This is a genomic window from Dactylosporangium sp. NPDC005555 (assembly GCF_040605635.1).
GTDB lineage: Bacteria > Actinomycetota > Actinomycetes > Mycobacteriales > Micromonosporaceae > Dactylosporangium.
Map to the genome: position 1 here is coordinate 175,395 of NZ_JBEXDG010000003.1, position 24,722 is coordinate 200,116.

Genomic DNA, 24,722 nt, shown 5'->3' on the forward strand with positions numbered 1-24,722 from the left:
GGCTATCGTGCGGGGTGCTGGTTCGAACATCTGTCTTTTCCCGCTTGGGAGGTCCGGCCGTGTATCGACAAGGTGACGTCCTGCTGGTGCCCATCGCCGCCGGCGAGGTGCCGCTGACCGCGGTGCCCGCCCCGCGCGACCGCTCCGGCCGCATGATCCTCGCCCGCGGGGAGGCCACCGGCCACGCCCACGTGATCGTCGGCCCCGACACGCTGCTGCTCGCCGACCGCGACGACATCGACCGTCTCTTCGTGAAGATCGTGACCCGGGCCCGCGTCGTGCACGAGGAGCACGGCACGATCGCGATCCCCGCCGGGTCCTATCGGATCGTCCGCCAGCGCGAATACGTGCCGGGCTCGTGGCGTCCGGTGGCCGACTGATGACCACGACCCCGCTCACCGACGAGACCAGCGCCGCGGCGCTGGGCGCCAACGCGGCCAAGTGGCTCGCCGCGGGCCTGTCCACCACGCCCGCCGACCGCGACGCGGCCGCCGACGCGGTCAGCCTGGCGTATCGCTCGGCCGGGCTGCCCGAGCCGGCGCACATCGTGTGGTTCTCCTCGCCGGCCGGGGGCGCCAGGGCCGCGGCCCTGCTCACCGGCCGCCGCGACCTGCCCGGGCCGGCCCGCCCGTTGACCGCTGCCGCCCGCCGGGCGGCCCGGGCCGGGCTCACCCTGCCCACCGACGCGGCCCGGCGTGACGCCCGTGCGGGCGTCAACCTGCACGATGCCGGTCCCGTCGCCACGATCGCCGCGCTCGGCGACGACGACGCGATCGTCGCCGAGCAGCTGCGCGCGCAGGGTTGCCCGCCGTCGCCCGGCACGGCCGGCGTGTCGGTCCGCGCCGCCGTCCGCACCGCGCCGTGGGCCGCGGCCCGCGCCGAGGTGCACGGGTCGCTCGGGCCCGACGGCTGGGCCCGGCTCTGGGCGGCGTGCGGCGCCGACGTCTGGCGGATGGTGAACGACCGCGTCGCCACGCCGTTGCGCACCCACCTGCGCAACGAGCTGCCCACCCATGTGCGCGCCGTGCTGCTCGACGCGGCCGGCGGCCAGCACGACGCGGGCTGGCTCGCGGCCTTCGACGCCGCCGCCTCCCGCGCCGACACCGCCGGCTCCTCGCTCCCCGCTTCGCGGGCCGACGCTTCCTGGGGCGGCACTGCTCACGGCGGCGCTGCTCACGGCGGCGCTGTTCACGGCGGCGCTGTTCACGGCGGCGCGTCGAGGGGTGACGCTGTTCGGCGGGTGCCTGCTCAGGCGGGCAGCGGGCCGGGCGACGGCGCTTCGGCCGGTTGCAACGGGGAGGCGGCGGGGGTGGTGCTGCGCGCGGCCCAGCGCCTCGCCGGCCTCGCCGGGGTCGCCAGGTCGACCGGCTGGTGGTGGCCGTATGCCAACGTCGCCATCCTCACCGACCGCCCCGACGAGCTGCACCGCGACAACGTCGGCCGCCTGCACGCCGCCGAGACCCCAGCCCTGCGCTACAGCGACGGCTTCGCCCTGCACGCCTGGCGCGGCATGCCGATCCCTTCCGACCTCGTCCACCGCCTCGCCCACCTGACCCACGCCCAGATCGCCGCCGAGCGCAACGCCGAGCTCCGCCGCGTCATGCTCGAGCACTTCGGCTACGAGCGGTATCTCCGCGAGGCCGGCGCCCGCCGCCTCGGCTCCGACGCCTGCGGCGTTCTGTGGCAGCTCCGCTTCAACGACGACGAGCCCCTCACCATGGTCGAGGTCATCAACAGCACCCCGGAGCCCGACGGCACCAGCCGTGTCTACTGGCTCCGCGTTCCCCCGACCACCCGCACCCCGCGCGAGGGGGTCGCCTGGACCTTCGGCCTCACCGAGGAGGAGTATCACCCCCTGGTCCAGACCTGACAGCCGTTGTCCTCGACCGTCAGCGGTCCTGGCGCGGCGGGGCGGCGATGCCCCTTGCCCGGACGGGCGTCGGGACGGGGCCGCCAGCAGATCGGTGCGCCCCCGAGAGTCGGCGCACCCCTGGAGTCGGGCGTCCGTGAGTCAGCGCGGCCAGCAGGTCAGCGCGGCCAGCAGGTCAGCGCGGCCAGGAAGTCGGACGTCCGCGAGTCGGTGCTGCCCGAGTCGGGTCGCACCGATGGCGGCCAGCGCCTCGGGAGGCGGCGCGGTCACCCGCGCGACCCCGGGGCCACATCGGTCACGCTGCCGGCCACGTCGTCGGGCCTCGGCCTCAGCCGCCGACGAGCGGCGGCATCGGACCGGGCCGGCTGGGCGCCGGGCTCAGCCTCCGGCCCGTTGGGCGTCGGTCTGTTCCCGGCTGGGCCCGCTGTCAGGCCAGTCCCGCCGTGGATCGGTCTCGGCCAGCTCGACCATGTCGGAAGGGCGGACCCGGGCGGGCAGCTCCCCGAACCTCACATGTCGCAGAAACGCCATCTCGGGATCGGTGAACCTGATCTCGCCGCCCTCACCGTCCGCCGCACTGGTCATACGACGATCGTCCGCCTCACGCCCACCTCACGCAAGGCACCACCCGGCCCGCCCTCACGCAAGGCACCACCGGTCGCCCTCACGTCCACCTCACGCAAGGCACTACCCGGCCCGCCCTCACGTCCGCCCTCGCGCAAGGGACCACCGGCCGCCCTCACGTCCGTCTCGCGCCGGCGCCGCCGCATCCGTCCTTCGCCGTTCCCGGCTCCACCGCCGTTCCCCGCGGCGCGTCGCCCGGCGTCGCTCCACTTTCCTGCCGCGTTCCGCGTCCGGCGGCCGCCCAGGCACGACAGCACCCGATGCCCGGCGCACCACCCGCGTCCCCCCGGCACTGAGCCGTCGCACCCGCCGCGCCTGCAGGCACCGGGTGCGATCTGCCTGTCACCTCCCCGTTCACCGTGTCCGGACCGGTCGCCGCCAGGCCCGGCATCCGCGCGCCGTGTCGCCCAGTGCCGCTCCGCCCCTTCTCCATCTTCTGCACCTTCCGACCCTTCCGGCCTACCCGGGCGACCGTCGCCCGGCGCGGGGCGGCCGGCCGAGCCCGAACTCGAAACCGTTCGTCGTGGAGTGTGGGCTGAGGCCGCGCCGTCTCCTGCCGGGACGGTGTTGGGCGTGCGGGGGTGGGTGGGTGGCACGAGAATGGGGCGATGGCTAGCGTCGGGCGGGCGAAGGTGCTCGCGTACCGGGTCGTGACCAACCAGCTGCACGAGCGGGTCGGCACCGACCCCGCAGACCTGGAGATCCTCGACCTCGGCGTGGCCAACGTGCCCGCCGGGACGGCGCGGCAGGCACTCGCCGCGCGGACGAGCAGGTTCGACGGACCCCTGGCAATGGTGTGGTCGACCAGAGGCGCGCGGCACCTGCACCGGCGGGCGGACCTGCCGAGGCTGGTCGAGGCGCTGTGGCCGGTCAGTGACGCCGACGCGGAGGCGCGGTTCGGCAGCAGGCAGATCCCGGACGGCGGCAGGCTCGGGATCGCGGCGTTCCGGGCGACGGCCGAGGCGTTCGCGGCCGCCATCACGGGGCCGACGTCCAAAGGCGACGCGAGCCGGAGCGTCAGCGACCGCGTCCCGGAGGCGTTGACCTATTACTGCGGTCCGTGCAAGGCGCGCCACATCGCGGGTTCGATCTTCCAGCAGGCCGGCCTCGCCGGTGGGGTACACCTCGATGAGGACGCGCCGCAGACGGTGATCGTGCCGCTGGACGAGCCCATGACCGTCCCGGACGGGCCGGGCGACCCGGAAGCGCTCATCCGCGCGTACCTCAAACTGCTGGGACCCGCGTCGCCGGGGGATGTCGCGAAGTATCTCGGCACGACCGTCACGGCGATCAGGCCCGCGTGGCCCGGCGGGCTGGCCGAGGTGAGCGTCGACGGGCGCAAGGCGTGGATACCCGAGGAGGACCGGCAGCGACTGCTCGACGCCGAGCCGGTGGACGGCGTGCGGCTGCTGCCCGCGTCGGACCCGTTCCTGCAGGCGCGCGACCGGTCGGTACTGACGCCGGACAAAGCAAAGGAGCAGGAGGTCTGGCGCGTCCTCGGCAATCCTGGCGCGTTGCTCGTCGACGGGGACCTCGCCGGGTCGTGGCGGGCCAAGGTGGCGGGCAAGCGGCTCGCGGTGACCGTGACAGCGTGGGCGGCGCCGCGGAAGACGGTGCTGGCCGCGGTCGACGAGGAGGCGCAGTGGCTGGCGGCGGCGCGGGGCATCCCCACCGCCGAGGTCACGGTCGAGCGTGGGGATACTTGAGCACATGAGCTACTTGATCGCGTTCGCGTCGCGGCGGCTGGTGGAGGACGAGTCGCTGCTCCCCGGCTACGTGTATCACGACCCCGAGGACGCCACTCTGCCGGCCGCGCCCGACGGACGGAAGGCCAGCGGGTGGAACCTGCTGGTCGGCGACGAGACCGACGAGCAGCTCGCCGACGCGGGCGAGCTGCTCATGCCCGACCTGGAGTGGCTCGTCGAGCGCTACCCGGCGTTCGGCAAGATCGTCAGTGCCGGCTCCGAGGGCCGGCAGTTCGAGTGGGACGCCGACTCGGGCACCTACACGGACGTGGGTCCGTCCACGTTCCAGGACTGAGCGACCGGCAGGCTGATCGGCGACACCGGCAGGCTGATCGACGACGGCGACAGGATCGCCTGCCGGACGGCGCGCAGCTCCAGCTCATGGCCGAGCGGCGCACCGGTGCCCGGGTTGCGGGAGAAGCGGGGGTGCGCACCCCCGCTGACCTGCACCCGGATGCGGCGACCGGCCGCGAACCGGTAGGCGGTCGGCCACAGCTCCACCCGCACCGCGACCCCGTCGGCGTCCGAGCCGGCCGAGGCGCGGGCGAGGCCGTCGCAGATGTTCCACGAGCGGTCCTGCTCGTCGACCTCGCACAGCCGGACGAACACGTCGAAATACGGCACCAGGTCGCGGGTCGAGGGCGCCGAACCGTCCGGACGGACGCAGGTCGCCTGGACGGTGACGTCCGCGGAGACCGGGCCGATCACCTCCATGGCCTCCTCCAGGGGCTCGGACGTGAATGTCAGCACGTCCGGCCGGTCCTCGAGGGGCCGGTTGTCGCGCCGACCGGCGATCTTGCTGACGAGCCGCGGGCCGCCGAGCGCCGGCGTCGGGTTCCTCGGGTCGTAGGTGAACCCCTCCAGGTGCGCGCCCGCCGGTTCGGCAGCGGTGCTCAGGTTTCCGTTTCGCCGCATGTACCAGTGCTGCGTCGCGCTCGAAGCGGGTGGCCATTCCGGCAGCTCGCGCCACGCGGCCGTGCCTCCGACATGGACGCGGACGGGGCGCTCGCGGATGCGCTCCGGGCCGCCGGTGTGTGCCCGGAACCAGGCGACGGCCTCGGCTGCGGAGTGCTGGAACAGCCCGGCGCTGCCGTGGTTCCACGGGCCGACGGTCAGGTGCGGCCGGAGCCCCGCCGCCCGTAGCGCCGTGTAGTCGGCCAGTTGCCAGGGCAGGAAGATGTCATACCAGCCACCTATCATCAGGACCGGCGCGGTGACCTTCGGGAGGCTGTGGGTGTGGCCGCGCTGGGTCCAGTAGGAGGAGGTGGGGTCGGCCTCGGCGAGCCAGCGCTGGAAAAACTCGATCTCCGCGCCGGTGGTGATGCGGTCCGCCTCGGCCAGGGGCACCCGGGCCAGGCCGCGCTGCAGTCTCGGCTGGCCGCGCAGCAGCTCGACCGCGTTCTCCAGCCGCGGGCCACGCTGCGCGTCGAGGATCGCCGACCAGGTGAGGACCGTGTCGAGGGAGAAGGCACCGCCCGCGTAGGTGGGCGGGCCGAAGTCGGAGGCGGTGACGATCGTGGCCATGGCCTTGAGCTCGTCGCCCGCCTCGGCCGCGAGGGCCCACTGCACGAAGCCGACGTAGCTGGGGCCGTAGGTGAGGAGGCGCCCGTCGTACCATCGCTGCAACCGCAGCCAGTCGAGGGTGTCGAGGCCGTCCTCGCGCTCCTGCAGCAGCGGCTCGAACGTGCCGCCGGAGTCGGCAGTCCCGCGGCACGACTGGATGAGCACGTTGAAGCCGCGCTGCGCGACCGCCCGGCACAGCACGCTGGTGGGCGCACCCCGGCCGTAGGGCGTGCGCACCAGCACCGTGGGCAGCTCGGCCTCGATCGCCGGGCCGTAGTGGTCGGCGCGCAGGATCACGCCGTCGCGCATCCGGACGGGGATGCCCTTGGTGACGCGGACCCGTCCGGTCAGCGCGGGTGGCAGCTTCAGCAGTCGGCCTACCGGGTCGAGCCTCATGCCGCTCTACGTTAGTAGTTGTTGCAGCAGCGTCCCATGAGCGCCTTGACGTTGTTGACGTAACTCCAGTTGGTGATGCCCGCGTCACCCTTGGTCAGGTCCACCGCGCCGGCGCCGTTGTTGTACGCGGAGATCACCGCGTTGAGCAGGGTCGGGTCGGACATGTCGAACGTGCCGAGCTGCTCGCCGAAGTAGCGGATCGCCCAGGCGAGGTACTGCCCGCCGAGCATCACGTTGTCCTTCGGGGTGTCGATCTTCCAGCTGGTGCCGAAGCGCTGGTTCATCCAGGTCTCGGTGTCGGGCATGACCTGCATGACGCCGACGCCCTTGTCGCACGCGTAGATGTTGGACTGCCAGCCGCTCTCCTGGTCGGCGACGCCGTACATCAGCCGCTTCGGAACCTTGATGGCCTGCACCTCGGCGGGGGTGTTGCCGCCCCAGAACTGCTTCTCGGACGCCGCGTCGAGATATTCGCGCACCGTCGACTTCGGCAGCTGGGTGCCCTTGTACGTGGGCTGGCAGCCGGGCTTGGTGCTGACCTTCGGCGGCGGCGGGGGCAGCGCGGTCTGCTTCGGCGGCGCGATCGACTTCTTCGTCGCCGGCGGCTTCGACGGGGTGGCCGACGGCGTCGGGCTCGGCGGCGGGGCCGACGTGGTCGCCACGATCTCCTCGAGCTCGTCACTGGGCGGTGCCGCCGACTTCGACGCGCGGCCCTGCGCCGAGGCCGGGACCGGGTCCTTGCCCTTGGCGAGCACGACGAACCCGCCGACGGCCACCAGGCCGACCACGACCAGCGCACCGAGCAGGAAGATCAGGCCGGTGCGCCGCTTGCGCGGCCGGTCCTCCTCAACGCCCCAGGGCTGTTCAGCGGTCTGGTCGTCGTCATAGAAGCTGCCGTAGCTCATCGATGCCTCCCCGTGCTGGCACGCTATCGCGGACCGTGCCGGCCCGCTGTCCCTATGACGCCGGAGGGCCCGGTTTCGATGAATGAGGGCGCGGAACGTCACATCGCGCACTGTGCGTGACGGCGCGTCGGGAGCGCCTGGAACAATGGAGGTCATGCAGACCCGCGCAGACCTCCGCAACGTCGCCATCGTCGCTCACGTCGACCACGGCAAGACCACCCTTGTCGACGCGATGCTGCGGCAGAGCGGCGCGTTCCACGCGCGCGCGGAGCAGGTCGACCGGGTGATGGACTCGATGGACCTGGAGCGCGAGAAGGGCATCACCATTCTCGCGAAGAACACCGCCGTGCGCTACGTCCCTGCCGACGGCGGCGACCCGACCACGATCAACATCATCGACACGCCCGGCCACGCCGACTTCGGCGGTGAGGTCGAGCGCGGCCTGACCATGGTCGACGGCGTGGTCCTGCTCGTCGACGCCAGCGAGGGCCCGCTGCCGCAGACCCGGTTCGTGCTCCGCAAGGCGCTGAAGGCCCGCCTCCCGATCATCCTGGTGATCAACAAGGTGGACCGCCCCGACGCGCGGATCAAGGAGGTCATCGACGAGACGTATGAGCTCTTCCTCGACCTCGACGCCGACGAGCACCAGATCGATTTCCCGATCGTCTACGCGTGCGCCCGCGACGGCGTCGCGTCGCTGAACCAGCCGGAGGACGGCACCGTCCCGGCCGACAGCGACGACCTGCAGCCGCTGTTCCAGACGCTGCTCAACACGATCCCCGCCCCGGCCTACACGGAGGGCGCGCCGCTGCAGGCACACGTCACCAACCTCGACGCGTCGCCGTTCCTCGGCCGCCTCGCGCTGTGCCGGGTCCGCGAGGGCACGATCCGCAAGGGTCAGACCGTCGCCTGGATCCGCACCGACGGCACCGTGCAGAATGTCCGGATCTCCGAGCTGCTGATGACCCAGGGCCTGGAGCGCAAGCCGGCCGAGGAGGCCGGGCAGGGCGACATCATCGCGCTCGCCGGCATCCCCGAGATCATGATCGGCGAGACCCTCGCCGACGCGGAGAACCCGGTCGCGCTGCCCCTCATCACCGTCGACGAGCCGGCGATCTCGATGACCATCGGCACAAACCAGTCGCCCCTCGCAGGCAAGGTCAAGGGCACGAAGGTCACCGCCCGCCTGGTCAAGGACCGCCTCGACCGCGAGATGGTCGGCAACGTGTCGCTGCGCATCCTGCCGACCGAGCGCCCCGACACGTGGGAGGTCCAGGGCCGTGGCGAGCTCGCCCTCGCCATCCTCGTCGAGCAGATGCGCCGCGAGGGCTACGAGCTGACCGTCGGCAAGCCGCAGGTCGTCACCCGTGAGGTCGACGGCAAGGTGCACGAGCCGGTCGAGCGCCTCACGATCGACGCCCCGGAGGAATACCTCGGCGCGATCACCCAGCTGCTCGCCACCCGCAAGGGCCGCATGGAGCAGATGGTCAACCACGGCACCGGCTGGATCCGGATGGAGTGGCTGGTCCCGGCGCGTGGCCTCATCGGCTTCCGGACCGAGTTCCTCACCGACACCCGCGGCACCGGCATCCTGCACCACGTCTTCGAGAAGTACGAGCCGTGGTTCGGCGAGCTGCGCATGCGGGCCACCGGCTCCCTCGTCGCCGACCGGGCGGGCGTCGCGACCCCGTTCGCGATGATGAACCTGCAGGAGCGCGGCTCCATGTTCATCGAGCCCACCACCGAGGTGTACGAGGGCATGATCGTCGGCGAGAACTCCCGCGCCGACGACATGGACGTCAACATCACCAAGGAGAAGAAGCTCACGAACATGCGCTCGTCGGCGTCCGACGAGACGGAGAAGCTGATCCCGCCGCGCAGGCTCACCCTGGAGCAGGCTCTGGAGTTCTGCCGCGAGGACGAGTGCGTCGAGGTCACCCCGACCGCGGTCCGCATCCGCAAGGTCATGCTCGACCAGAAGGACCGCGAGCGCTCCGCCCGGAAGCGGGCGCACGCCTGACGTCGTCTTTCCGTGAGGGGCCGCCGCGACCGGCGGCCCCTCACGTGTCTGTCAGGGCCCCCTGCGGAACGGACCAGAGTGGCCGTTCGTGGGGGACGCGTTCGAGGATCCCGCCGGCGAACACGTCGTACAGCGGCAGGGTCCGCAGGTGGACGTAGCCGATGTGGCAGTCGCACTCACCCTTCGGGCAGGGTTCCCTGGTCCGCTGCCAGGTCCCGTCGTACAGGTTGCCGAGCCGGTCCGGCACGAAGTGACAGCGGCGGACCGTGCCGTCGCCCAGCACGGAGATCACCTCGTCGCCGGTGCGGCAGGCGGCGCCCCGCGACGGGTGCGGTCTGACGCTGTAGCCGAACAACGGGTCGACGCCCGTCCACGCCGCTTCTTCCTCCGGCGCGTACGTGTGCCCGTCGGCGGCGTTGACCCACAGGTACACGTCGGGCGGCAACGTCTCCCGCAGCGCCACCGCCTCCGCGAGGTGCTCCGGCAGGCCGACCACGCCGACCGAGTGCCGGATCCCGTGCCGCCGCAGGACCGCGAGCTGCGCCAGGAACCTGTCCCGCGCCACCTGACCGGGGTGGTAGGTGCACCACAGCGCCAGCGTGTCCGGGTCGGCGCCGGCGACCCAGCCGAGCCGTCCCGCGAGGTTGGTCTGGATCGCGGCCCGCCCCACGTGCGGCAGGTGCGACAGTCGTATGAGCGCGTCGCGGTACCAGGTCCGCGTCAGCCCCTCACCCCACGGCGTGAACAGCACCTCGATCGGCTCGCCGGGATGCGCCGCGACCCAGCCGACGAACCGCTCCAGGGCCTTGCGGTCTTCGCGCAGCAGTCCGGGTGGGTCGCGCCGCTTGGCGAACGGGCAGTACGGGCAGTCGTAGTTGCAGCTCGCCAGCGGGCCCCGGTAGAGGATCTTCATCGCGGCACGTGTTCCGTCATGGCGGCGCGGACGTCGGCGGAGACGAGCCAGGGGCCGATCGCGTCCGAATACGCGAGCCCTTCCTCCGTGAGCTTGTGCCCGTGGAGGTGGCCGGTGTCGCGGAGCCGTCCGAGCGCCGGGAAGTCGTCGTCCACGCCGGTGCCGAACCGTTGTGCGTACCCGGCCGGATCGACGCCCGACGTGCGGAGCAACGACTTGAGCAGCCAGCGGCGGCGCTGCTCGGTGCCGTCCAGCGCGAACCCGACCTCGGCGAAGTCGAAGTCCTCCGCCGGTCTGCGCAGGTAGTCGTCCAGGATGCCGCGGACCTGCCGGACGCTCACCGCGTAGTCGAACGAATAGTGCAGTTCCGTCGTGTACGACCTGGCCCCGCACCCCAGTCCGACCATCCCGTCGTCCTGGCAGCAGTACGCCGGCCCGCCGGGATCTCCGGCCGGCGGCGCGTCGCGCCGGCGGAACGCGCGCATCGACTGCTGCTCGTAGCCGGCGTCGGCGAGCAGGTCCACGGCGTGCCGGTAGAGCCGCAACCGCTGCGCGTCCCACTCCGGGTCGGGGGCACCGGGCGCGCGCCGGCCGAGGCCGGTCATCGGGCGCACGTACAGCGGGTACAGGTAGAGCTCCTCGGGCCGCCAGGTCAGCGCGGCGCGCAGCGACTCCGTCCACGTCTGCACGGTCTGCCCGGGGATGCCGTAGATGAGGTCGATGTTGAGCTCGACCGGCCCGGCGGCGCGGATCGTGTCCAGCGCGCGGTCGACCTCGGCGCGGTGCTGCGGCCGGCCGGCGGCGTGCGCCTCGGCGTCGAGGAAGCTCTGCACGCCGATGCTGACCCTGGTCGTGCCGCGCTCCAGCAGCACCGCGAGGCGGTCGGCGGTCGCGGTGGCGGGCGACGTCTCGACCGAGGTCGGCACGGCCGGCAGCCCGGTCTCGCCCAGAACGTCGAACAGACCGGTCAGCTCCGCCGCGGTCAGATACGTCGGGGTCCCGCCGCCGATCGCGGCCCGCGCGTACGACGCGTCCGGCACCGCCGCCGCGACCCGGTCCGTCTGCCGGCGCAGCTGGTCGAGGTATGCGGTGACCTGCTCCTCGGGCGGGCCGGCGCGGGTGAAGAGGTTGCAGAACCCGCACCGCATCTCGCAGAACGGCACGTGGACGTACAGGAACAACGCGTCCACCGGCTCCGCGGCCCACACGTCGGCGAGCCTCGGCCTCGGGCGCAGCGGCCGGTACGCGGTTTTGTGCGGGTACGCGTACAGATACCCCTGATACGGCGAACCGAGCATCACCACTCCCCCGGCTCGAGCGTGAACTCCGCGTACGGCACCGTCCACACCACCTCGTGCGCGAACCGGTGCCCGGTGTGCCCGTCCTCCCCGTACGCCGTGCCATGGTCGCTGCACATGATCACGTGGCAGGGCCGCCCCCGCGACGTGACCAGCCCGAACAGCGCCGGCAGGTGCCGGTCGACATACCCCAGTGCCGCCGCGTGCGACGCGACCGTGTCCTCGGCGGCGCCGGGCAGGTAGTGCCGGTTGGGCTGGTGCATGGCGGCAACGTTGACGAACGTGAACAGCGGCCCCCGCTCAGGGATCACCGTCTTGAGCCGGTCGAGCTGCGCCTCGAAGCACGCCGGGTTGGTGACGCCGAACTCCCGCGTCCAGTGCGCCTCGTCGAACAGCCCCGGCAGCACCCCGCCCTGCGCCGACGTCATCGCGAAGAAGCCGACCCCGCCGACGCAGATCGTGTGGTACCCGGCCGCGCGCAGGCCGCTGACCACGTCGGGTGCGTCGAACTCCCACGTCTGCCCACCGACCGTCGTGCTGCCCGGGAACCTCGCCGCGAACGGCCGCTCGTGCGGCCCCGGCGTCACCGGCGTCGGCAGGAACCCACCGAAGAACGCATGGTGCGCCGCATACGTGAACGACGCCGGCGTGTGCCGCCGCTCCCACGCCCCATCGCGCAGCACCTTGCCGATGTTGGGCGTCCGCCCCGCCGCCAGCTCCCCGGCCGCCACGTCGTGCCGCAGCGTGTCGAGCGTGACCAAGAGCAGGTCATGACTGCCGATGAGCGCCTTCACCGCACACCTGCCGACGCACCCACGTCACGCCCGCAGGGTCCGGCGACGGGGAACCGGCCGGACAGGAGGGCGTCGATCTCCGCGGCGTACGTGTCGCGGCCGTCGACGAGCAGCCCCGGCAACAGGTCGCCGAACGCGTTGACCTCGGCGACCGCGTGGGTGCTGTAGTCGCGCCCGAACATCAGGTCGACACCGACATGCAGCGTCCCGGGGAAGCAGGCCGCCGCCGCCTCGCAGGTGCGCATCGCGGCGGCCCAATGCTCCTCCCCAGCCGCGGCCCGGACGCCGGGCAGGTCGCCACGGGCGTTGCCGAGGTGCAGGTTGGTCATCGGGGACTCTCCGGTGCGCACGACGACGTGGCTGACCCGCCCCGCGACGACGAGCACCCGCAGGTCGAACACCAGCCCGTCATGCGACGCCTTCGGCAGCCACCGCTCCACGTGCAACCCGTCCACAGCGAGCCGGTCGATGATCGCGGCAACGGTCCGCTCATCGGTGTAATGACGGACCCGCAGCTCGTTGTAGAGCCGCCCATCGTCGAGGACCGCGGACGTGTAGGCACTGACCCGCCCGTTTCCCCGAACTCCGCCGCTGCCCCGTCCCCCGCCACTTCCCGGCGACCCGCTGCTCCCCGAAGCCCCGCCGCTGCCCAGGACCCCACCGCCGCTCCGCGCCCCGCCGTCCCCCGAACCCCTGCTCCCCGAAACCCCGCCACTCTCCCGCGACCCGCCATTACCAAGGACCCTGTCGATACCAAGGACTCCGCCACTGCCCAGGACCCCGCCGCCTCGCGTCCCGCCGTCCTCCGGACCGCTGCTCCCCGGAACCCCGGCGCTCTCCCGTGACCCGCCGCTCATCCGTGGCCCGCCGAACGCGAGAGCGATGACCCCTGACGCCGACGATCCGTGCGGTGGTTTGACGAACACCCGCCGCCAGCCCCGGTCGCGGATCTCCTCATAGCTGCCCGCCGTGAACGCCGCGGGCACGGCCACGCCCCGGGACCGCAGCAGCGCATGGCAGCGCCGCTTGTCGAACATGACGTCGAGCTCGTCCACCGCCGTCAGCATCGGCAGGCCCCACGCCTCGACCCACCGGGCCGCCGCGACGAACCCCCGGTGCCACGCGGCCAGCCCGACGATCTCACCGTGCGCTGCCTCGGTCACCGCGCCCCGCAGCAGCCGGTCGATCTCGGCATCCTCGCCCGGCGACTCCAGCCGCACCCACGTCGGCCCGCCGCCGCCCACAGACCCGACAACACCCGAACGCGCACCGCCACCCGCAGGCTGACCAGCACCACCGATCGCGCCACCACCCGCAGACGCGCCACCGCCCGCAGGACCGTCGCCACCCGAAGGGCCACCGCCGGCAGGTCGACCAGCACCACCGATCGCGCCGCCATCCGAAGGGCCGCCGGCGCAGACGTCGCGCCAGCTCACCACGGTGGGCTCGGGCAGGCCCGCGGCGACGGCCGCGTCACGGAACAGCCTGACCCGCCGGTGGCCGGGGACGCCGACGACGATGACGGTGGTCATTCCGACACTGCCGTGTAGCGCTCGCCCTCGTCCTCCTCCTGCTCGTCGGACAGGTCGACGTCGACGCCGGGCAGCTCGGCCCGGAGCCGGTCGGCCAGCTCGGCCGAGATGAAGTGGTGGGACAGGTCGAGCCTGCGCAGGTGGGTCAGCGGCTGGCCGAGCAGGAGCGCCTCGGCGCCCCGGTCCGACAGGATGCCCAGGGACAGGTCGAGCTCTTCGAGGCGCGGCACGACAGGGGCGCCGGCGAGCGCGGACGCGATCTGGTCGGCGATCTCGGCGTTGCGCAGCGCGAGCCGGCGCAGCCGGGGCAGGCCCGCGCCGCTGAACACCGGCGCCAGGTCGTCGGCCGTGATGTCGCCGCCGTATTCGCTCACGCCGAGCCACAGCTCCAGGTCGGTCAGGGCGGGCAGGTGCGAGTCGAGGACGCCGCGCAGGAAGCCCGTGGGCAGACCCCCGCTCTCGACCGCCAGCTCGCGCAGGCGCATGTGCCGCACCGGCGACAGGCCCAGCCCGGTGGCACCGCGGATGCGCAGGACCTCCAGCCCCGGGAACGCGGCGAGCAGCGGCGCCACGTCGGAGTGGGTGATCCAGGAGATCTCGCACTCCTCGCCGGTCATCTCGCCGAGGAACAGCGCCCGCAGGTGGGGCAGCCGCGCACGGGCGGCGGCGAGCAGGTGCAACGGCGCCGCGGTGTCATATGCCTCGCCCCACTGGCCGATGACCAGCGCGTGGACGGACTCGCCGCCCACGACGTCGAGGCACCGGTCGAGGATCTCGCGGAACACGTCCTCGCCGTCCTCATAGTCCGTCTCGATCCGCCACGCGACGGCGCTGCGCGGGGTCCCCTCGGCGTCCAGCTTGTCGACGACGCCGGGACCGAACTGCATCACCGGGAGCCCGGCGAACGTCGTGATGTGCCTCATGCGCGGGACCCTAACAGCACCCACCGACATTTCCCGGCGGCCGCCCTGAAGGTCGGCGGGGCAGCTGCGGCGCGGCGAACCGCCATCCCCGGGCGAGCAGTTCGTCGCAGGCGGCCAGGGCGGTGCGCAGGCGCGTCCGGTACGTCCCGGTGAGCTCGATCCACGGGACCCAACGGGCGGCGAGCTCGGCGCGGAACCGCCCGGTCATCCATCTCCGCAGATGTTCGCCGTCGCGCATCCCGTCGTTCTCGAACGGCACGTCGTCGTCGGGAGTCAGCAGGTACAGGGCCGGTTCGCGGGCGGCGGCGCGGACCTGCGGCGAGGGGGAGCCGAGGTAGCGTTCCTCCCAGATCGCGGTCGCGAACGCGTCGGTGTCGCAGATGAGCAGCGGCCCGCCGGCACGCGCGGCGGCGTCCTCCGCGGCGTTCTGCTCCCGCACGACGGTCAGGAAGTCCTCGCGGTCCCAGACCAGGTCCTCGACCTTCACGCCGCCGGCCATTTTCAGTTCGGTGAGCTCCCGTCCGTACTCCGGGACCCAGCGCGTGCCGGCGAACGCTCCGCCGCGCAGCCTGAGCTGGGCGGCCAGGGCACGCGCCAGGGTGGTGGTGCCGGTCGACTCGGCGCCGACGACGACCACCCGGCGGGCCAGCCAGCCGCGCACGGGCGGGGCGAGGAACGCCCAGTTGGCAACGGGATCAGCGCGCACCGCCGTGCCCGAGACCGGGGCGCCGAGTCTGGCCGGATCGACCGGCACGTGCCGGGCGTCGAACCGCCGGGCGAGCTCATCGCCGTACGCCTCGGAGGAAAACACCAGGTCGACCTGATCCGGACCGGCGGCGCCACGGAACACCTCATAGTGCGCCTGCCAGATGTCGGGGTCGTCGTAGTCGATGGGCAGGTCGCAGTACACGCCGGCGAACCGCACGTGCGGGCTGGACGCGTGCACCTCACGCAGCCACTCGAGGCGGATCTGCAGCGGGATGGACTCCGCGCTCGAGGGTGCGACGACGACGGTGACGCGGTCGCACGTACGGGCGGCGGCATCGATCAGGAGGTGGTGGCCAGCGTGCGGCGGGTAGAACTTGCCGACGACGAGGCCGTGGGTCACGCGGGCACCGTTGCGCGCTGGGCGTCGAGCGCCTGCCGCCAGGCGCGCAGCCCGAGGACGCAGAGGGCGAGGAACGCGAGGTAGAGGACCGCGGTGAGCCACAGGTCCTTGTACCCGTACAGCGGCACGTAGACGACATCGACGGCGATCCACAGCCACCAGCTCTCGACGAGGCGGCGGGTCTGCCCGTATGTCGCGAGCAGCGACACCGCGGTGGTCGCGGCGTCCGGCAACGGCACGGTCGAGTCGGTGAACCGGTCGAGATACCACCACAGCGTCACGGTGAGCAACAGGCCGGCGACGACGAGTGCGCCCCACTCGACGCGGGTCGTGCGACGCACTACCGTCGTGGCACCGGGCCTCCAGCGCCACCAGCCGTAGGCACCGAGGACGACGTAGACCACCTGCAGCCAGGCGTCGCCGTAGAGGCCGATGTGCTGGAACACGACCATGAGCAGCAGCACGTTGGCGATCCCGATCGGCCAGTTCGCGATGTGCTGCCGCACGACCAGCCAGACCGTGCCGAGACCGGTCAGGAAGCCCAGCAGCTCCGCCCACGTGGTCGGGGCTCCGAAAGCGTGGAAGGCGGCGGTGGTGAGCCAGTCGAGCACGATGTCCCCTACGCTGTCCGAATGGTCTTGGAAGTCGCGCTCATCGAAGTGCTCGCCGGTCGTGAGGAAGAGTTCGCAGCCGCGTACAGGAAGGGACACGAACTGCTCGCGTCCACCCCCGGCTGCCGGTCGGTGCGCATGACGCGCGGCGTCGAGTCGGCGAGCCGGTTCGTGCTGCTGGTCGAGTGGGACTCGATCGACGCGCACCTGGACAACTTCCGCGCCACCGACCGCTTCACGCAGTGGCGCACGTTGATCGGGCCGTTCTTCGACGGCGCGCCGACCGTCGAGCACTTCGTCGACGTGCCCGCCTGAGCGGTCAGTCGCCGGCCTTCTTCCACACCGTGAAGTCGAGGTACGTGGTGTAGAGCCGGCCGCTGACCACGGCGTCGCCGGACCGGGGGCTGAACCAGCCGAAGCGCTGGTCCCCGGTGCGGACGCACACCTTCGTGGTGGGCAGCAGCGCGCCGAGCAGGACCCGGTCGGTCCACTGGGCGGTCGGGACCGCCGAACAGACGGCGAGGGTCGGCGCCTGCAGCACCGGGGCGAAGGCCGCGCCGCCCACGGCGGCCAGGCCGAGCGCGCCGGCGGCCACGTCGGCGCCCGACGCCTGCTTGGCGCCGCTGTCGAAGTCGAAGGTCTCGTCCGCCTGCCCGGCGAGGACGGTCATCCGGACGGTGCCGGCCCGCAGCACGTCGGTGACGGTGCCCGGCGGCACGGGGCTGGTCACGACGGCGCTCGGGCCGGGCGTGCCGCTGGTCGCGGGCACCGGCGATCCGCTCGCGTCGAGACTCGGGGTCGCGGACACCGAGGCGGTCACCGTCGCGGCGGGTGTCGTCGCCCGCGTCGCGGGTGCGGTGACCGCGCGCGTCTCACCGACCGGGACCCCGGGGTCGCCGCCGGAGCCGCGCGTGGCCAGGACCCCGCCGACGGCGGCGACGACGAGCACGATCAGGCCGATGACGAGGGCCGCGATCCGCCAGCGACGGCTGGGCCGATCCGGAAGCGGCGCTTCGACAGCCTCTTCCCACGCTGCTTCCCGGGGCGCTTCCTCAGGGACGGGTGGCGGAGGCGGAGGCTGCGGGGTGGCCTGCCGGGGCACGATCGCGTAGGCCGAGGTGGGCCAGCCGGAGCCGCCGTCGAGCGGCGAGTCCGACATCCAGCCACGCCGGCTGCCGGGTCGCGGTGGCGACCCGTTGACCTGGTCGTGGCTCGGCTCCGTCGGTGGATCCTGCCGTGGGGGGTGTCCCGGCTCCATGCAGCGTGTCCTTCTGGTCCCGGCGTGGGTGCAGTTCGTGCACTTGCGCACGGCACTCGTGCACTCGCCCGGGCAGAGTATCGCTGACAGCCCGCACCTCGCGCCACGGCTGATGGCTCAGCCTTTGGCGACGGCGGCGGTCGACGTTCCGGTCAACGCACCAGCATCTGCACGACCGCGGTCGCGCCCGACGCCGTGTACCAGCCGCTGACGGCGAGCATCGCCAGTACCGCCGCGGCCGCCAGAATCCCGGCGGCCTCGGTCGTCGCCCGCCGCACCGAACGGCCGCGCCGGTGCCGTGGCCTGCGTTCGGTGACCTCCGCGGCCGCCACGATCATGGTGATGTCGCGGCGCCCGAGGCCCGGCCGGCCGATGCAGTGTCGCCCCTGTGTCATGTTCGCCCCGTTTTTGTCCTTCTGAGGGTCTTCCTCAGAACGGAGGTTATCTCTACAATTGCCGGTTTTACGGCATACACGCCGGTCGGTCACCTGTCCGGTGCGCGGCGCGACCACCGGCTCTGCTGTGATGGACCGATGAGGATGGTGGGGCTGACCGGCGGCATCGGTGCCGGCAAGAGCGCCGTGGCGGCCCGGCTGGCCGCGCTCGGCGCCGTGGTCATCGACGCGGACCGCCTCGCCCGTGAGGTCGTGGAGCCCGGCACGCCCGGGCTGGCCGCGATCGTCGAGGCGTTCGGCGACGGCGTCCTCACCCCGGACGGGGCGCTGGACCGGGCGGCGATGGCGAGCCGGATCTTCGGCTCCGACGAGGCACGCGCCACCCTCGAGGGCATCGTGCACCCGCTCGTCAGGGCGCGGACCGCGGAGCTGATCGCGGCCGCGCCGCAGGACGCCGTCATCGTCAACGATGTGCCGCTCATCGTCGAGAAGCGGATGTCCCGACTGTACGAGCTGGTCGTCGTCGTCTTCGCGTCCCTGCCCACCCGGCTCGATCGGCTCGTGCGGCTCCGCGGCATGACGCCGGAGGAGGCCCGTGCCCGGATCGCGGCGCAGGCCACGGACGAGGAGCGGCGGGCGGTGGCGGACGTGTCGATCGAGAACGACGGCACGCCGGAGGAACTGGACGCGGCGGTCACGGCGGCCTGGCCCGCCCTGCGGGGCGCTCGTTGACGCAGGGGCGCTCGCGGCGGCCGGTCGCGCGTGTCGCGCGATCACACCACGGTGCGCTCGCCGGCCGTGACGGGCTCGGGGCAGCAACCTGGCGCCGGGAGGGCGTGCCGTGTGGTGGCACGCCTGCTCTCCGGTCGGCCGCCGCGAGCGGCCTACGCGTCTACGGTAGTCCGGTGATCTTCCCCACACAATCGTCAGGTTGAATACGATCGACCACCCAGGGCGAGGACCCCGAAAGTTGTCATACCCTCCGCGTACGGTTGGGCCATGGCGCTCGACATCCCACGCTTGGACAACCGCTTCGAGGTGGTCAGCGAATACGTCCCGTCCGGAGACCAGCCCACTGCCATCGAGCAGCTCGCGCGGCGCGTCCGGGGCGGCGAGCGGCACACCGTGCTGCTCGGCGCGACCGGCACCGGCAAGAGCGCGACGACCGCGTGGCTCGTCGAGCGGCTGCAGCGCCCGACGCTCGTGCTCGCCCACAACAAGACCCTCGCCGCGCAGCTGGCCACGGAGTTCCGCGGGCTCATGCCCAACAACGCGGTCGAATACTTCGTCAGCTACTACGACTACTACCAGCCCGAGGCCTACATCCCGCAGACCGACACCTACATCGAGAAGGACTCGTCGGTCAACGAGGAGGTCGAGCGGCTGCGGCACTCCGCGACGATGAGCCTGCTGACCCGGCGCGACGTCATCGTGGTCGCGACCGTCTCCGCGATCTACGGTCTGGGCACGCCCGAGGAGTATCTGGACCGGGCCGCCAAGGTGACCGTCGGCCAGGAGCTGGAGCGGGACAAGCTGTTGCGGCGGCTGGTCGACATCCAGTACACGCGCAATGACCTCGCGTTCAACCGAGGCACGTTCCGGGTCCGTGGCGACACGCTCGAGATCATCCCCGCCTATGAGGAGCTCGCGATCCGCATCGAGTTCTTCGGCGACGAGATCGAGCGCCTGTCCTATCTGCACCCGCTGACCGGCGACGAGATCCGCCAGGTCGACCAGCTGATGATCTTCCCCGCGACGCACTACGGCGGCGGACCCGAGCGCATGGAGCGGGCGATCTCCCAGATCGAGGTGGAGCTGGAGGAGCGCCTCGCCGAGCTCGACCGCGAGGGCAAGCTCCTGGAGGCGCAGCGGCTGCGCATGCGCACCACGTATGACATCGAGATGATGCGCCAGGTCGGCTTCTGCAACGGCATCGAGAACTACTCACGCCACATCGACGGCCGCGAGGCGGGCAGCCCGCCGCACTGCCTGCTCGACTACTTCCCCGACGACTTCCTCACCGTCATCGACGAGTCGCACGCCACGGTCCCGCAGATCGGCGGCATGTATGAGGGCGACGCCTCCCGCAAGCGCACGCTGGTCGAGCACGGCTTCCGGCTGCCCAGCGCCCAGGACAACCGGCCGCTGCGCTTCGACGAGTTCGAGGAGCGGGTCGGCCAGACCGTCTACCTGTCGGCGACTCCGGGCCCGTGGGAGCTGGGCCGCACCCAGGGCGAGTTCGTCGAGCAGGTCATCCGCCCGACCGGCCTCATCGACCCCCAGGTCGTCGTCAAGCCGACCAAGGGCCAGATCGACGACCTCATCCACGAGATCAACCAGCGGGTCGAGCTCGACGAGCGGATCCTCGTCACCACCCTGACCAAGAAGATGGCCGAGGACCTCACCGACTATCTGCTGGAGCACGGCATCCGCGTGCGCTACCTGCACTCCGAGGTCGACACCCTGCGTCGCGTCGAGCTGCTGCGCGAGCTGCGCCGCGGCGAGTTCGACGTCCTCGTCGGCATCAACCTGCTCCGCGAGGGCCTCGACCTGCCCGAGGTGAGCCTCGTCGCCATCCTCGACGCCGACAAGGAAGGCTTCCTGCGCTCCGGCACCAGCCTCATCCAGACCATCGGCCGCGCCGCCCGTAACGTCTCCGGCCAGGTCCACATGTATGCCGACAAGATGACCCCGTCGATGGCCCTCGCCATCGACGAGACCAACCGGCGCCGCGACAAGCAGATCGCCTACAACACCGCCAACGGCATCGACCCCCAGCCGCTGCGCAAGAAGCTCGGCGACATCCTCGACGACATCTACCGCGAGGCCGACGACACCGCCGGCGCCGTCAGCGGCCACGGCCCGGGCGGCGCCATCACGGTCGGCGGCGGCCGCCAGATGAGCCGCGGCAAGTCCCCCGAGAACACCCGCGCCCGCCAGAAGGGCGGCGGCACCAAGGGCTCCGCCGGCTCCGCCACCCCCGCCCGCGCGGGCATGGCCCGTGCCGAGCTCGCCACCCTCATCCAGGACCTCAACGACCAGATGCTCGGGGCTGCGCGCGAGCTCCAGTTCGAGCTGGCCGCCCGCCTCCGCGACGAGGTCTCCGAACTGAAGAAGGAGCTCCGCGCCATGGACGTCGCCGGCGTCAAGTAGGCCGCGCCCGAAGGTGCTGGCGACCACCACCCGGCCGTCAGCACCCGCGCCCTGCGCACATCCCCGGCCCGTTGCTCCACACACCTGCGCCCCGCAGCCCGCGACAGGAGCCGCTCCAGTCGATGTGGCTCACCGGCCGCGCCGGGCTCGGTCAGACGATGTGGCCGGCGGCGCTGTGGCCCGGCGCGGGGAACGTCGCCATGGGCTGGGGCGTCCACCATCCGGTCACGGCGGCTGCCCGTGCCGCCCGCGCACATGGGCTTAACCGGCCCGTACCGGACCGGTCAGCGACGCATCGTCCGACGAGCCCTCCCGCCCGCGCACATGTGCTTGACCCGCCCCCGTACCGGACCGGTCAGCGACGCACCGTCCGGACGAGCCCTCAGCGCCTGTTCAGGTGTCCGTCGTCGACACCCGGGGTCGACGGGGGCCACGGCTCGCCGTCCGTGTCTGGCAGCGCAGCGGGAAGCACCCGGTCACCGCCGGCAGCCAGCGCCTGTGCGTGTCCCGCCTCCGGCACCTGCCGCCTACGTCTGCGGCCCCGTTCCACGGACCCGCCTCCACCCCCGGCTGCCCGTCCACGCGGCCTGCGTCCGCGGGAGACCGAGGTGCGGGGATCGCTCGGCGGCGGTCGGCTGCCGGGGCGGTCTGGCGTGATCCGGAAGACTTCTTGCTGTCCTGGAGCCTGTTGCGAAATGGCCGTCTCACGTTCCGTGCTGAGAAAAACACGGCTGTGCGAGCCGGTCGCGGCCGATCGGTAGCCGTCGAGGGTCGCGACGACCGTCGACGAGACGGTTTTCCGCCAAAACGCAACAGGCTCCCTGGCGACAACAACTCTTCCGGATCATGGGTATGGGTGGGGCGGGAAAGCGGGAGGGGCCCCGTGGCCGTTGCCGGCTGCGGGGCCCCTCCTCATGTTGTGCGAGCTGTCAGCTCTTGCCGCCGGCCAGCTTCTCGCGCAGTGCGGCGAGAGCCTCGTCGGTGGCGAGGGTGCCTGCCGGCTCCTCCGGGGCGCGGGCCGCCGTCGGGGTCGACGAGGTCACCGGGCCGCTGCTCGTCGCGCCGGCCGCAGCGGTGGCGGCGGGCTCGGCGGCGTCGGCCTGGCGGGCCGTCTGCACCTGCTTGGTGTGGGCCTCCCAGCGCTGGCGGGCCTCAGCGTACTGCTGCTCCCACGCCTCACGCTGCTTCTCGAAGCCGGCCATCCACTCGGCGGTCTCCGGGTCGAAGCCCTCCGGGTAGATGTAGTTGCCCTGCTCGTCGTAGGTCGCCGACATGCCGTAGAGGGTCGGGTCGAAGTGCTCCTCGCCCTCGACGAAGCCCTCGTTGGCCTGCTTGAGCGAGAGCGAGATCCGGCGACGCTCGAGGTCGATGTCGATGACCTTGACCATGACGTCGGAGCCGACCTGCACGACCTGCTCGGGGATCTCCACGTGGCGCTCGGCCAGCTCGGAGATGTGGACCAGGCCCTCGATGCCGTCGTCGACGCGGACGAACGCACCGAACGGGACGAGCTTGGTGACCTTGCCCGGGACGATCTGCTGGATCGCGTGGGTGCGAGCGAACTGGCGCCACGGGTCTTCCTGGGTCGCCTTCAGCGACAGGGAGACGCGCTCACGGTCCAGGTCGACGTCGAGCACCTCGACCTCGACCTCCTGACCGACCTCGACAACCTCGGAGGGGTGGTCGATGTGCTTCCAGGACAGCTCGGACACGTGCACCAGACCGTCGACGCCACCGAGATCGACGAACGCACCGAAGTTGACGATCGAGGACACGACGCCCTTGCGGACCTGGCCCTTCTGCAGCTTGTGCAGGAACTCGGTGCGCACCTCGGACTGGGTCTGCTCGAGGTAGGCCCGGCGGGACAGGACCACGTTGTTGCGGTTCTTGTCCAGCTCGATGATCTTCGCCTCGAGCTCGCGGCCCACGTAGGGCTGCAGGTCGCGGACCCGACGCATCTCGACCAGGGACGCCGGCAGGAAGCCTCGGAGCCCGATGTCGAGGATGAGACCACCCTTGACCACCTCGATGACGGAGCCGCGAACGATGCCGTCGTCTTCCTTGATCTTCTCGATCGTGCCCCACGCCCGCTCGTACTGCGCGCGCTTCTTCGAGAGGATCAGGCGCCCTTCCTTGTCCTCCTTCTGAAGGACCAGGGCCTCGATGTGGTCACCGACCGACACGACCTCAGCAGGGTCGACATCATGCTTGATCGACAACTCGCGCGAGGGGATGACACCCTCGGTCTTGTAGCCGATGTCGAGCAGGACCTCGTCCCGGTCGACCTTGACGACGGTGCCTTCGACGATGTCGCCGTCGTTGAAGTACTTGATGGTCTCGTCGATCGCGGCGAGGAACGCCTCATCGGACGCGAGTTCGTCGACGACCTTGTTGCTGCTGGCGCTCGAGGTGGCCTCGATGCTGCTCGTCATGTGGGTTGTTGCTCCGGTCGGTGGGTGACTTCGGTGGACCTGCGCTCCCGCGGATCATCGCCGGGCACAACCCGCCTGTCGCAGTGCAGGATCAGTGCATTGGAAGCTCAGGATGTGTCGGACGACCGTGAGCCTGCTCCATGCCGAGGCGCACAACCCACGAGTGCACCGATCAGCCTACCCTGCGCAATACCACATGGTCCAACCCTCCCCCAGACCCGATCCGCCGACTTTTGCGGGGCCTACCGTTGCAGTCCATGGAAACGTCACCAGACGCAGGCGTCACACGACGCGCAGTGAACCCAGCCGAGAGCCGCCGCGCGAGCCGGGGCTGGTGGGACGCTGACGCCGACGCCTACCAGGCCGAACACGGCGCGTTCCTCGGTGATGTCGACTTCGTCTGGTGCCCCGAGGGCCTGCGCGAGGCGGACGCGCGGCTGCTCGGCGACGTCGCCGGCAAGGACGTCCTGGAGATCGGCTGCGGCGCCGCGTCATGCTCGCGGTGGCTCCGTACGCAGGGCGCGCGGGTCATCGCCAGCGATCTGTCCGCCGGGATGCTCCGGCAAGCGGCCGCCGGGACCACCCGATCGGGTGTACCTGTGCCATTGCTGCAGGCCGACGCGACCGCCCTGCCGTTCACCCACGGTGTGTTCGACGTCGTGTGTACGGCGTTCGGCGCGGTCCCGTTCGTCGCCGATTCGGCCCGGGTCATGCGTGAGGTGTTCCGCGTGCTCCGTCCGGGCGGCCGCTGGGCGTTCTCGATCACCCATCCGATGCGGTGGGTCTTCCTCGACGACCCGGGCGAGGGCGGCCTGGTGGCGGTGCACTCGTACTTCGACCGGCGCGCGTACGTCGAGGAGGACGAGGCGCACGTGCCCACCTACGTGGAGCAGCACCGCACGCTCGGCGACCGCATCCGCGAACTGGTCTCGGCGGGCTTCGTCCTCGACGACCTCGTGGAGCCGGAATGGCCCGACGACCACAACGGCACCTGGGGTCAGTGGAGCCGGCTGCGCGGCAGGATCTTCCCCGGCACGGCGATCTTCGTCGCCACGAAGCCGGCCTGACCTCCACCGAAACCGGGGAGGCCACCTGCCGGCCGGACGAAGGCCGCGGCGCGGGGCGGTCAGCACGAGGCCAAGAGCGACCGGGAGACGCACAGCCCCCGGCCGATGTGCCGCA

21 protein-coding genes and 1 pseudogene are annotated in these 24,722 nt (G+C 72.0%); 9 read left to right on the top strand and 13 right to left on the bottom strand.

The features are described from left to right. Window positions 1-59 precede the first annotated feature (59 nt). Window positions 60-380, top strand: a complete 321-nt coding sequence (locus ABZS58_RS05115) for a hypothetical protein (protein ID WP_354777737.1) — start codon at window positions 60-62, stop codon at window positions 378-380. Further along, on the top strand, window positions 380-1,870 hold the full coding sequence (locus ABZS58_RS05120; RefSeq protein WP_354777739.1) for a DUF6745 domain-containing protein: 1,491 nt from the start codon (window positions 380-382) through the stop codon (window positions 1,868-1,870). The genes ABZS58_RS05115 and ABZS58_RS05120 overlap by 1 nt, the downstream gene beginning before the upstream one ends. A 378-nt stretch (window positions 1,871-2,248) precedes the next feature. On the opposite strand, the gene ABZS58_RS05125 is transcribed toward ABZS58_RS05120, so the two are convergent. After that, window positions 2,249-2,455 carry a hypothetical protein gene (locus ABZS58_RS05125; RefSeq protein WP_354777741.1) on the bottom strand — a complete coding sequence of 69 codons (207 nt, stop codon included), beginning with the start codon at window positions 2,453-2,455 and terminating at the stop codon, window positions 2,249-2,251. A 647-nt stretch (window positions 2,456-3,102) separates the two neighbouring features. On the opposite strand from ABZS58_RS05125, the gene ABZS58_RS05130 reads away from it, so the two are divergent. After that, window positions 3,103-4,200, top strand: coding sequence for a crosslink repair DNA glycosylase YcaQ family protein (locus tag ABZS58_RS05130; RefSeq protein WP_354777743.1), 1,098 nt, complete (start codon window positions 3,103-3,105; stop codon window positions 4,198-4,200). A gap of 4 nt (window positions 4,201-4,204) precedes the next feature. After that, window positions 4,205-4,534 (top strand): hypothetical protein, encoded by a 330-nt coding sequence (locus ABZS58_RS05135; RefSeq protein WP_354777745.1) that lies wholly within the window; start codon window positions 4,205-4,207, stop codon window positions 4,532-4,534. On the opposite strand, the gene ABZS58_RS05140 is transcribed toward ABZS58_RS05135, so the two are convergent. Next, complete coding sequence (locus ABZS58_RS05140) at window positions 4,498-6,198, bottom strand: CocE/NonD family hydrolase (RefSeq protein ID WP_354777747.1); 1,701 nt, start codon at window positions 6,196-6,198, stop codon at window positions 4,498-4,500. The genes ABZS58_RS05135 and ABZS58_RS05140 overlap by 37 nt on opposite strands. Window positions 6,199-6,209: 11 nt before the next feature. Continuing rightward, complete coding sequence (locus tag ABZS58_RS05145) at window positions 6,210-7,103, bottom strand: lytic transglycosylase domain-containing protein (protein WP_354777749.1); 894 nt, start codon at window positions 7,101-7,103, stop codon at window positions 6,210-6,212. Window positions 7,104-7,257: 154 nt separating this feature from the next. Here ABZS58_RS05145 and typA point away from each other — a divergent pair, with 154 nt between their 5' ends. Further along, window positions 7,258-9,123: a translational GTPase TypA gene (gene typA, locus ABZS58_RS05150; protein WP_354777751.1), complete on the top strand. Its 1,866-nt coding sequence runs from the start codon at window positions 7,258-7,260 to the stop codon at window positions 9,121-9,123. 40 nt (window positions 9,124-9,163) lie between these two features. Here the strand turns inward: typA and ABZS58_RS05155 are convergent, their stop codons facing one another. From ABZS58_RS05155 to pnuC, 7 genes are read right to left on the bottom strand one after another with little or no spacing between them, the layout of a single operon-like run. Next, window positions 9,164-10,036 (bottom strand): STM4011 family radical SAM protein, encoded by an 873-nt coding sequence (locus tag ABZS58_RS05155; RefSeq protein WP_354777753.1) that lies wholly within the window; start codon window positions 10,034-10,036, stop codon window positions 9,164-9,166. After that, on the bottom strand, window positions 10,033-11,334 hold the full coding sequence (locus tag ABZS58_RS05160; RefSeq protein ID WP_354777755.1) for an STM4012 family radical SAM protein: 1,302 nt from the start codon (window positions 11,332-11,334) through the stop codon (window positions 10,033-10,035). The genes ABZS58_RS05155 and ABZS58_RS05160 overlap by 4 nt, the downstream gene beginning before the upstream one ends. Further along, the gene (locus ABZS58_RS05165; protein ID WP_354777757.1) at window positions 11,334-12,128 is read right to left on the bottom strand and encodes an STM4013/SEN3800 family hydrolase; all 795 of its coding nucleotides are present in this window, start codon (window positions 12,126-12,128) and stop codon (window positions 11,334-11,336) included. Before ABZS58_RS05165 ends, ABZS58_RS05160 begins: the two co-directional genes overlap by 1 nt. Continuing rightward, window positions 12,125-13,660 carry an STM4014 family protein gene (locus ABZS58_RS05170; protein WP_354777759.1) on the bottom strand — a complete coding sequence of 512 codons (1,536 nt, stop codon included), beginning with the start codon at window positions 13,658-13,660 and terminating at the stop codon, window positions 12,125-12,127. The genes ABZS58_RS05165 and ABZS58_RS05170 overlap by 4 nt, the downstream gene beginning before the upstream one ends. Next, entirely contained in the window at window positions 13,657-14,583 is a 927-nt protein-coding gene (locus ABZS58_RS05175) for an STM4015 family protein (protein WP_354777761.1), read from the bottom strand. Before ABZS58_RS05175 ends, ABZS58_RS05170 begins: the two co-directional genes overlap by 4 nt. Before the next feature lie 10 nt (window positions 14,584-14,593). Next, the gene (locus ABZS58_RS05180; protein ID WP_354777763.1) at window positions 14,594-15,691 is read right to left on the bottom strand and encodes an AAA family ATPase; all 1,098 of its coding nucleotides are present in this window, start codon (window positions 15,689-15,691) and stop codon (window positions 14,594-14,596) included. Next, window positions 15,688-16,302 (bottom strand): nicotinamide riboside transporter PnuC, encoded by a 615-nt coding sequence (gene pnuC, locus ABZS58_RS05185; RefSeq protein WP_354777765.1) that lies wholly within the window; start codon window positions 16,300-16,302, stop codon window positions 15,688-15,690. Before pnuC ends, ABZS58_RS05180 begins: the two co-directional genes overlap by 4 nt. Before the next feature lie 21 nt (window positions 16,303-16,323). Between pnuC and ABZS58_RS05190 the strand changes: the two genes are divergently transcribed. Beyond that, window positions 16,324-16,617 (top strand): antibiotic biosynthesis monooxygenase family protein, encoded by a 294-nt coding sequence (locus ABZS58_RS05190; RefSeq protein WP_354777767.1) that lies wholly within the window; start codon window positions 16,324-16,326, stop codon window positions 16,615-16,617. Window positions 16,618-16,621: 4 nt separating this feature from the next. On the opposite strand, the gene ABZS58_RS05195 is transcribed toward ABZS58_RS05190, so the two are convergent. Together ABZS58_RS05195 and ABZS58_RS05200 are read right to left on the bottom strand one after the other, a co-directional pair. After that, window positions 16,622-17,461, bottom strand: a complete 840-nt coding sequence (locus ABZS58_RS05195; RefSeq protein ID WP_354777769.1) for a hypothetical protein — start codon at window positions 17,459-17,461, stop codon at window positions 16,622-16,624. A 251-nt stretch (window positions 17,462-17,712) separates the two neighbouring features. Then, a complete protein-coding gene (locus tag ABZS58_RS05200; RefSeq protein WP_354777771.1) occupies window positions 17,713-17,955 on the bottom strand; it encodes a hypothetical protein in 243 nt (80 codons plus the stop codon). Window positions 17,956-18,093: 138 nt separating this feature from the next. Here ABZS58_RS05200 and coaE point away from each other — a divergent pair. Both coaE and uvrB read left to right on the top strand, forming a co-directional pair. Next, window positions 18,094-18,663, top strand: a pseudogene (gene coaE, locus ABZS58_RS05205) (dephospho-CoA kinase); the annotation flags it as partial. 291 nt (window positions 18,664-18,954) lie between these two features. After that, on the top strand, window positions 18,955-21,108 hold the full coding sequence (gene uvrB / locus ABZS58_RS05210; protein WP_354777773.1) for an excinuclease ABC subunit UvrB: 2,154 nt from the start codon (window positions 18,955-18,957) through the stop codon (window positions 21,106-21,108). 929 nt (window positions 21,109-22,037) lie between these two features. Here the strand turns inward: uvrB and rpsA are convergent. After that, the gene (gene rpsA / locus ABZS58_RS05215; protein ID WP_344503470.1) at window positions 22,038-23,540 is read right to left on the bottom strand and encodes a 30S ribosomal protein S1; all 1,503 of its coding nucleotides are present in this window, start codon (window positions 23,538-23,540) and stop codon (window positions 22,038-22,040) included. A gap of 257 nt (window positions 23,541-23,797) precedes the next feature. Here rpsA and ABZS58_RS05220 point away from each other — a divergent pair, with 257 nt between their 5' ends. Then, window positions 23,798-24,607, top strand: a complete 810-nt coding sequence (locus tag ABZS58_RS05220) for a class I SAM-dependent methyltransferase (RefSeq protein WP_354777775.1) — start codon at window positions 23,798-23,800, stop codon at window positions 24,605-24,607. Window positions 24,608-24,722: the final 115 nt, after the last annotated feature.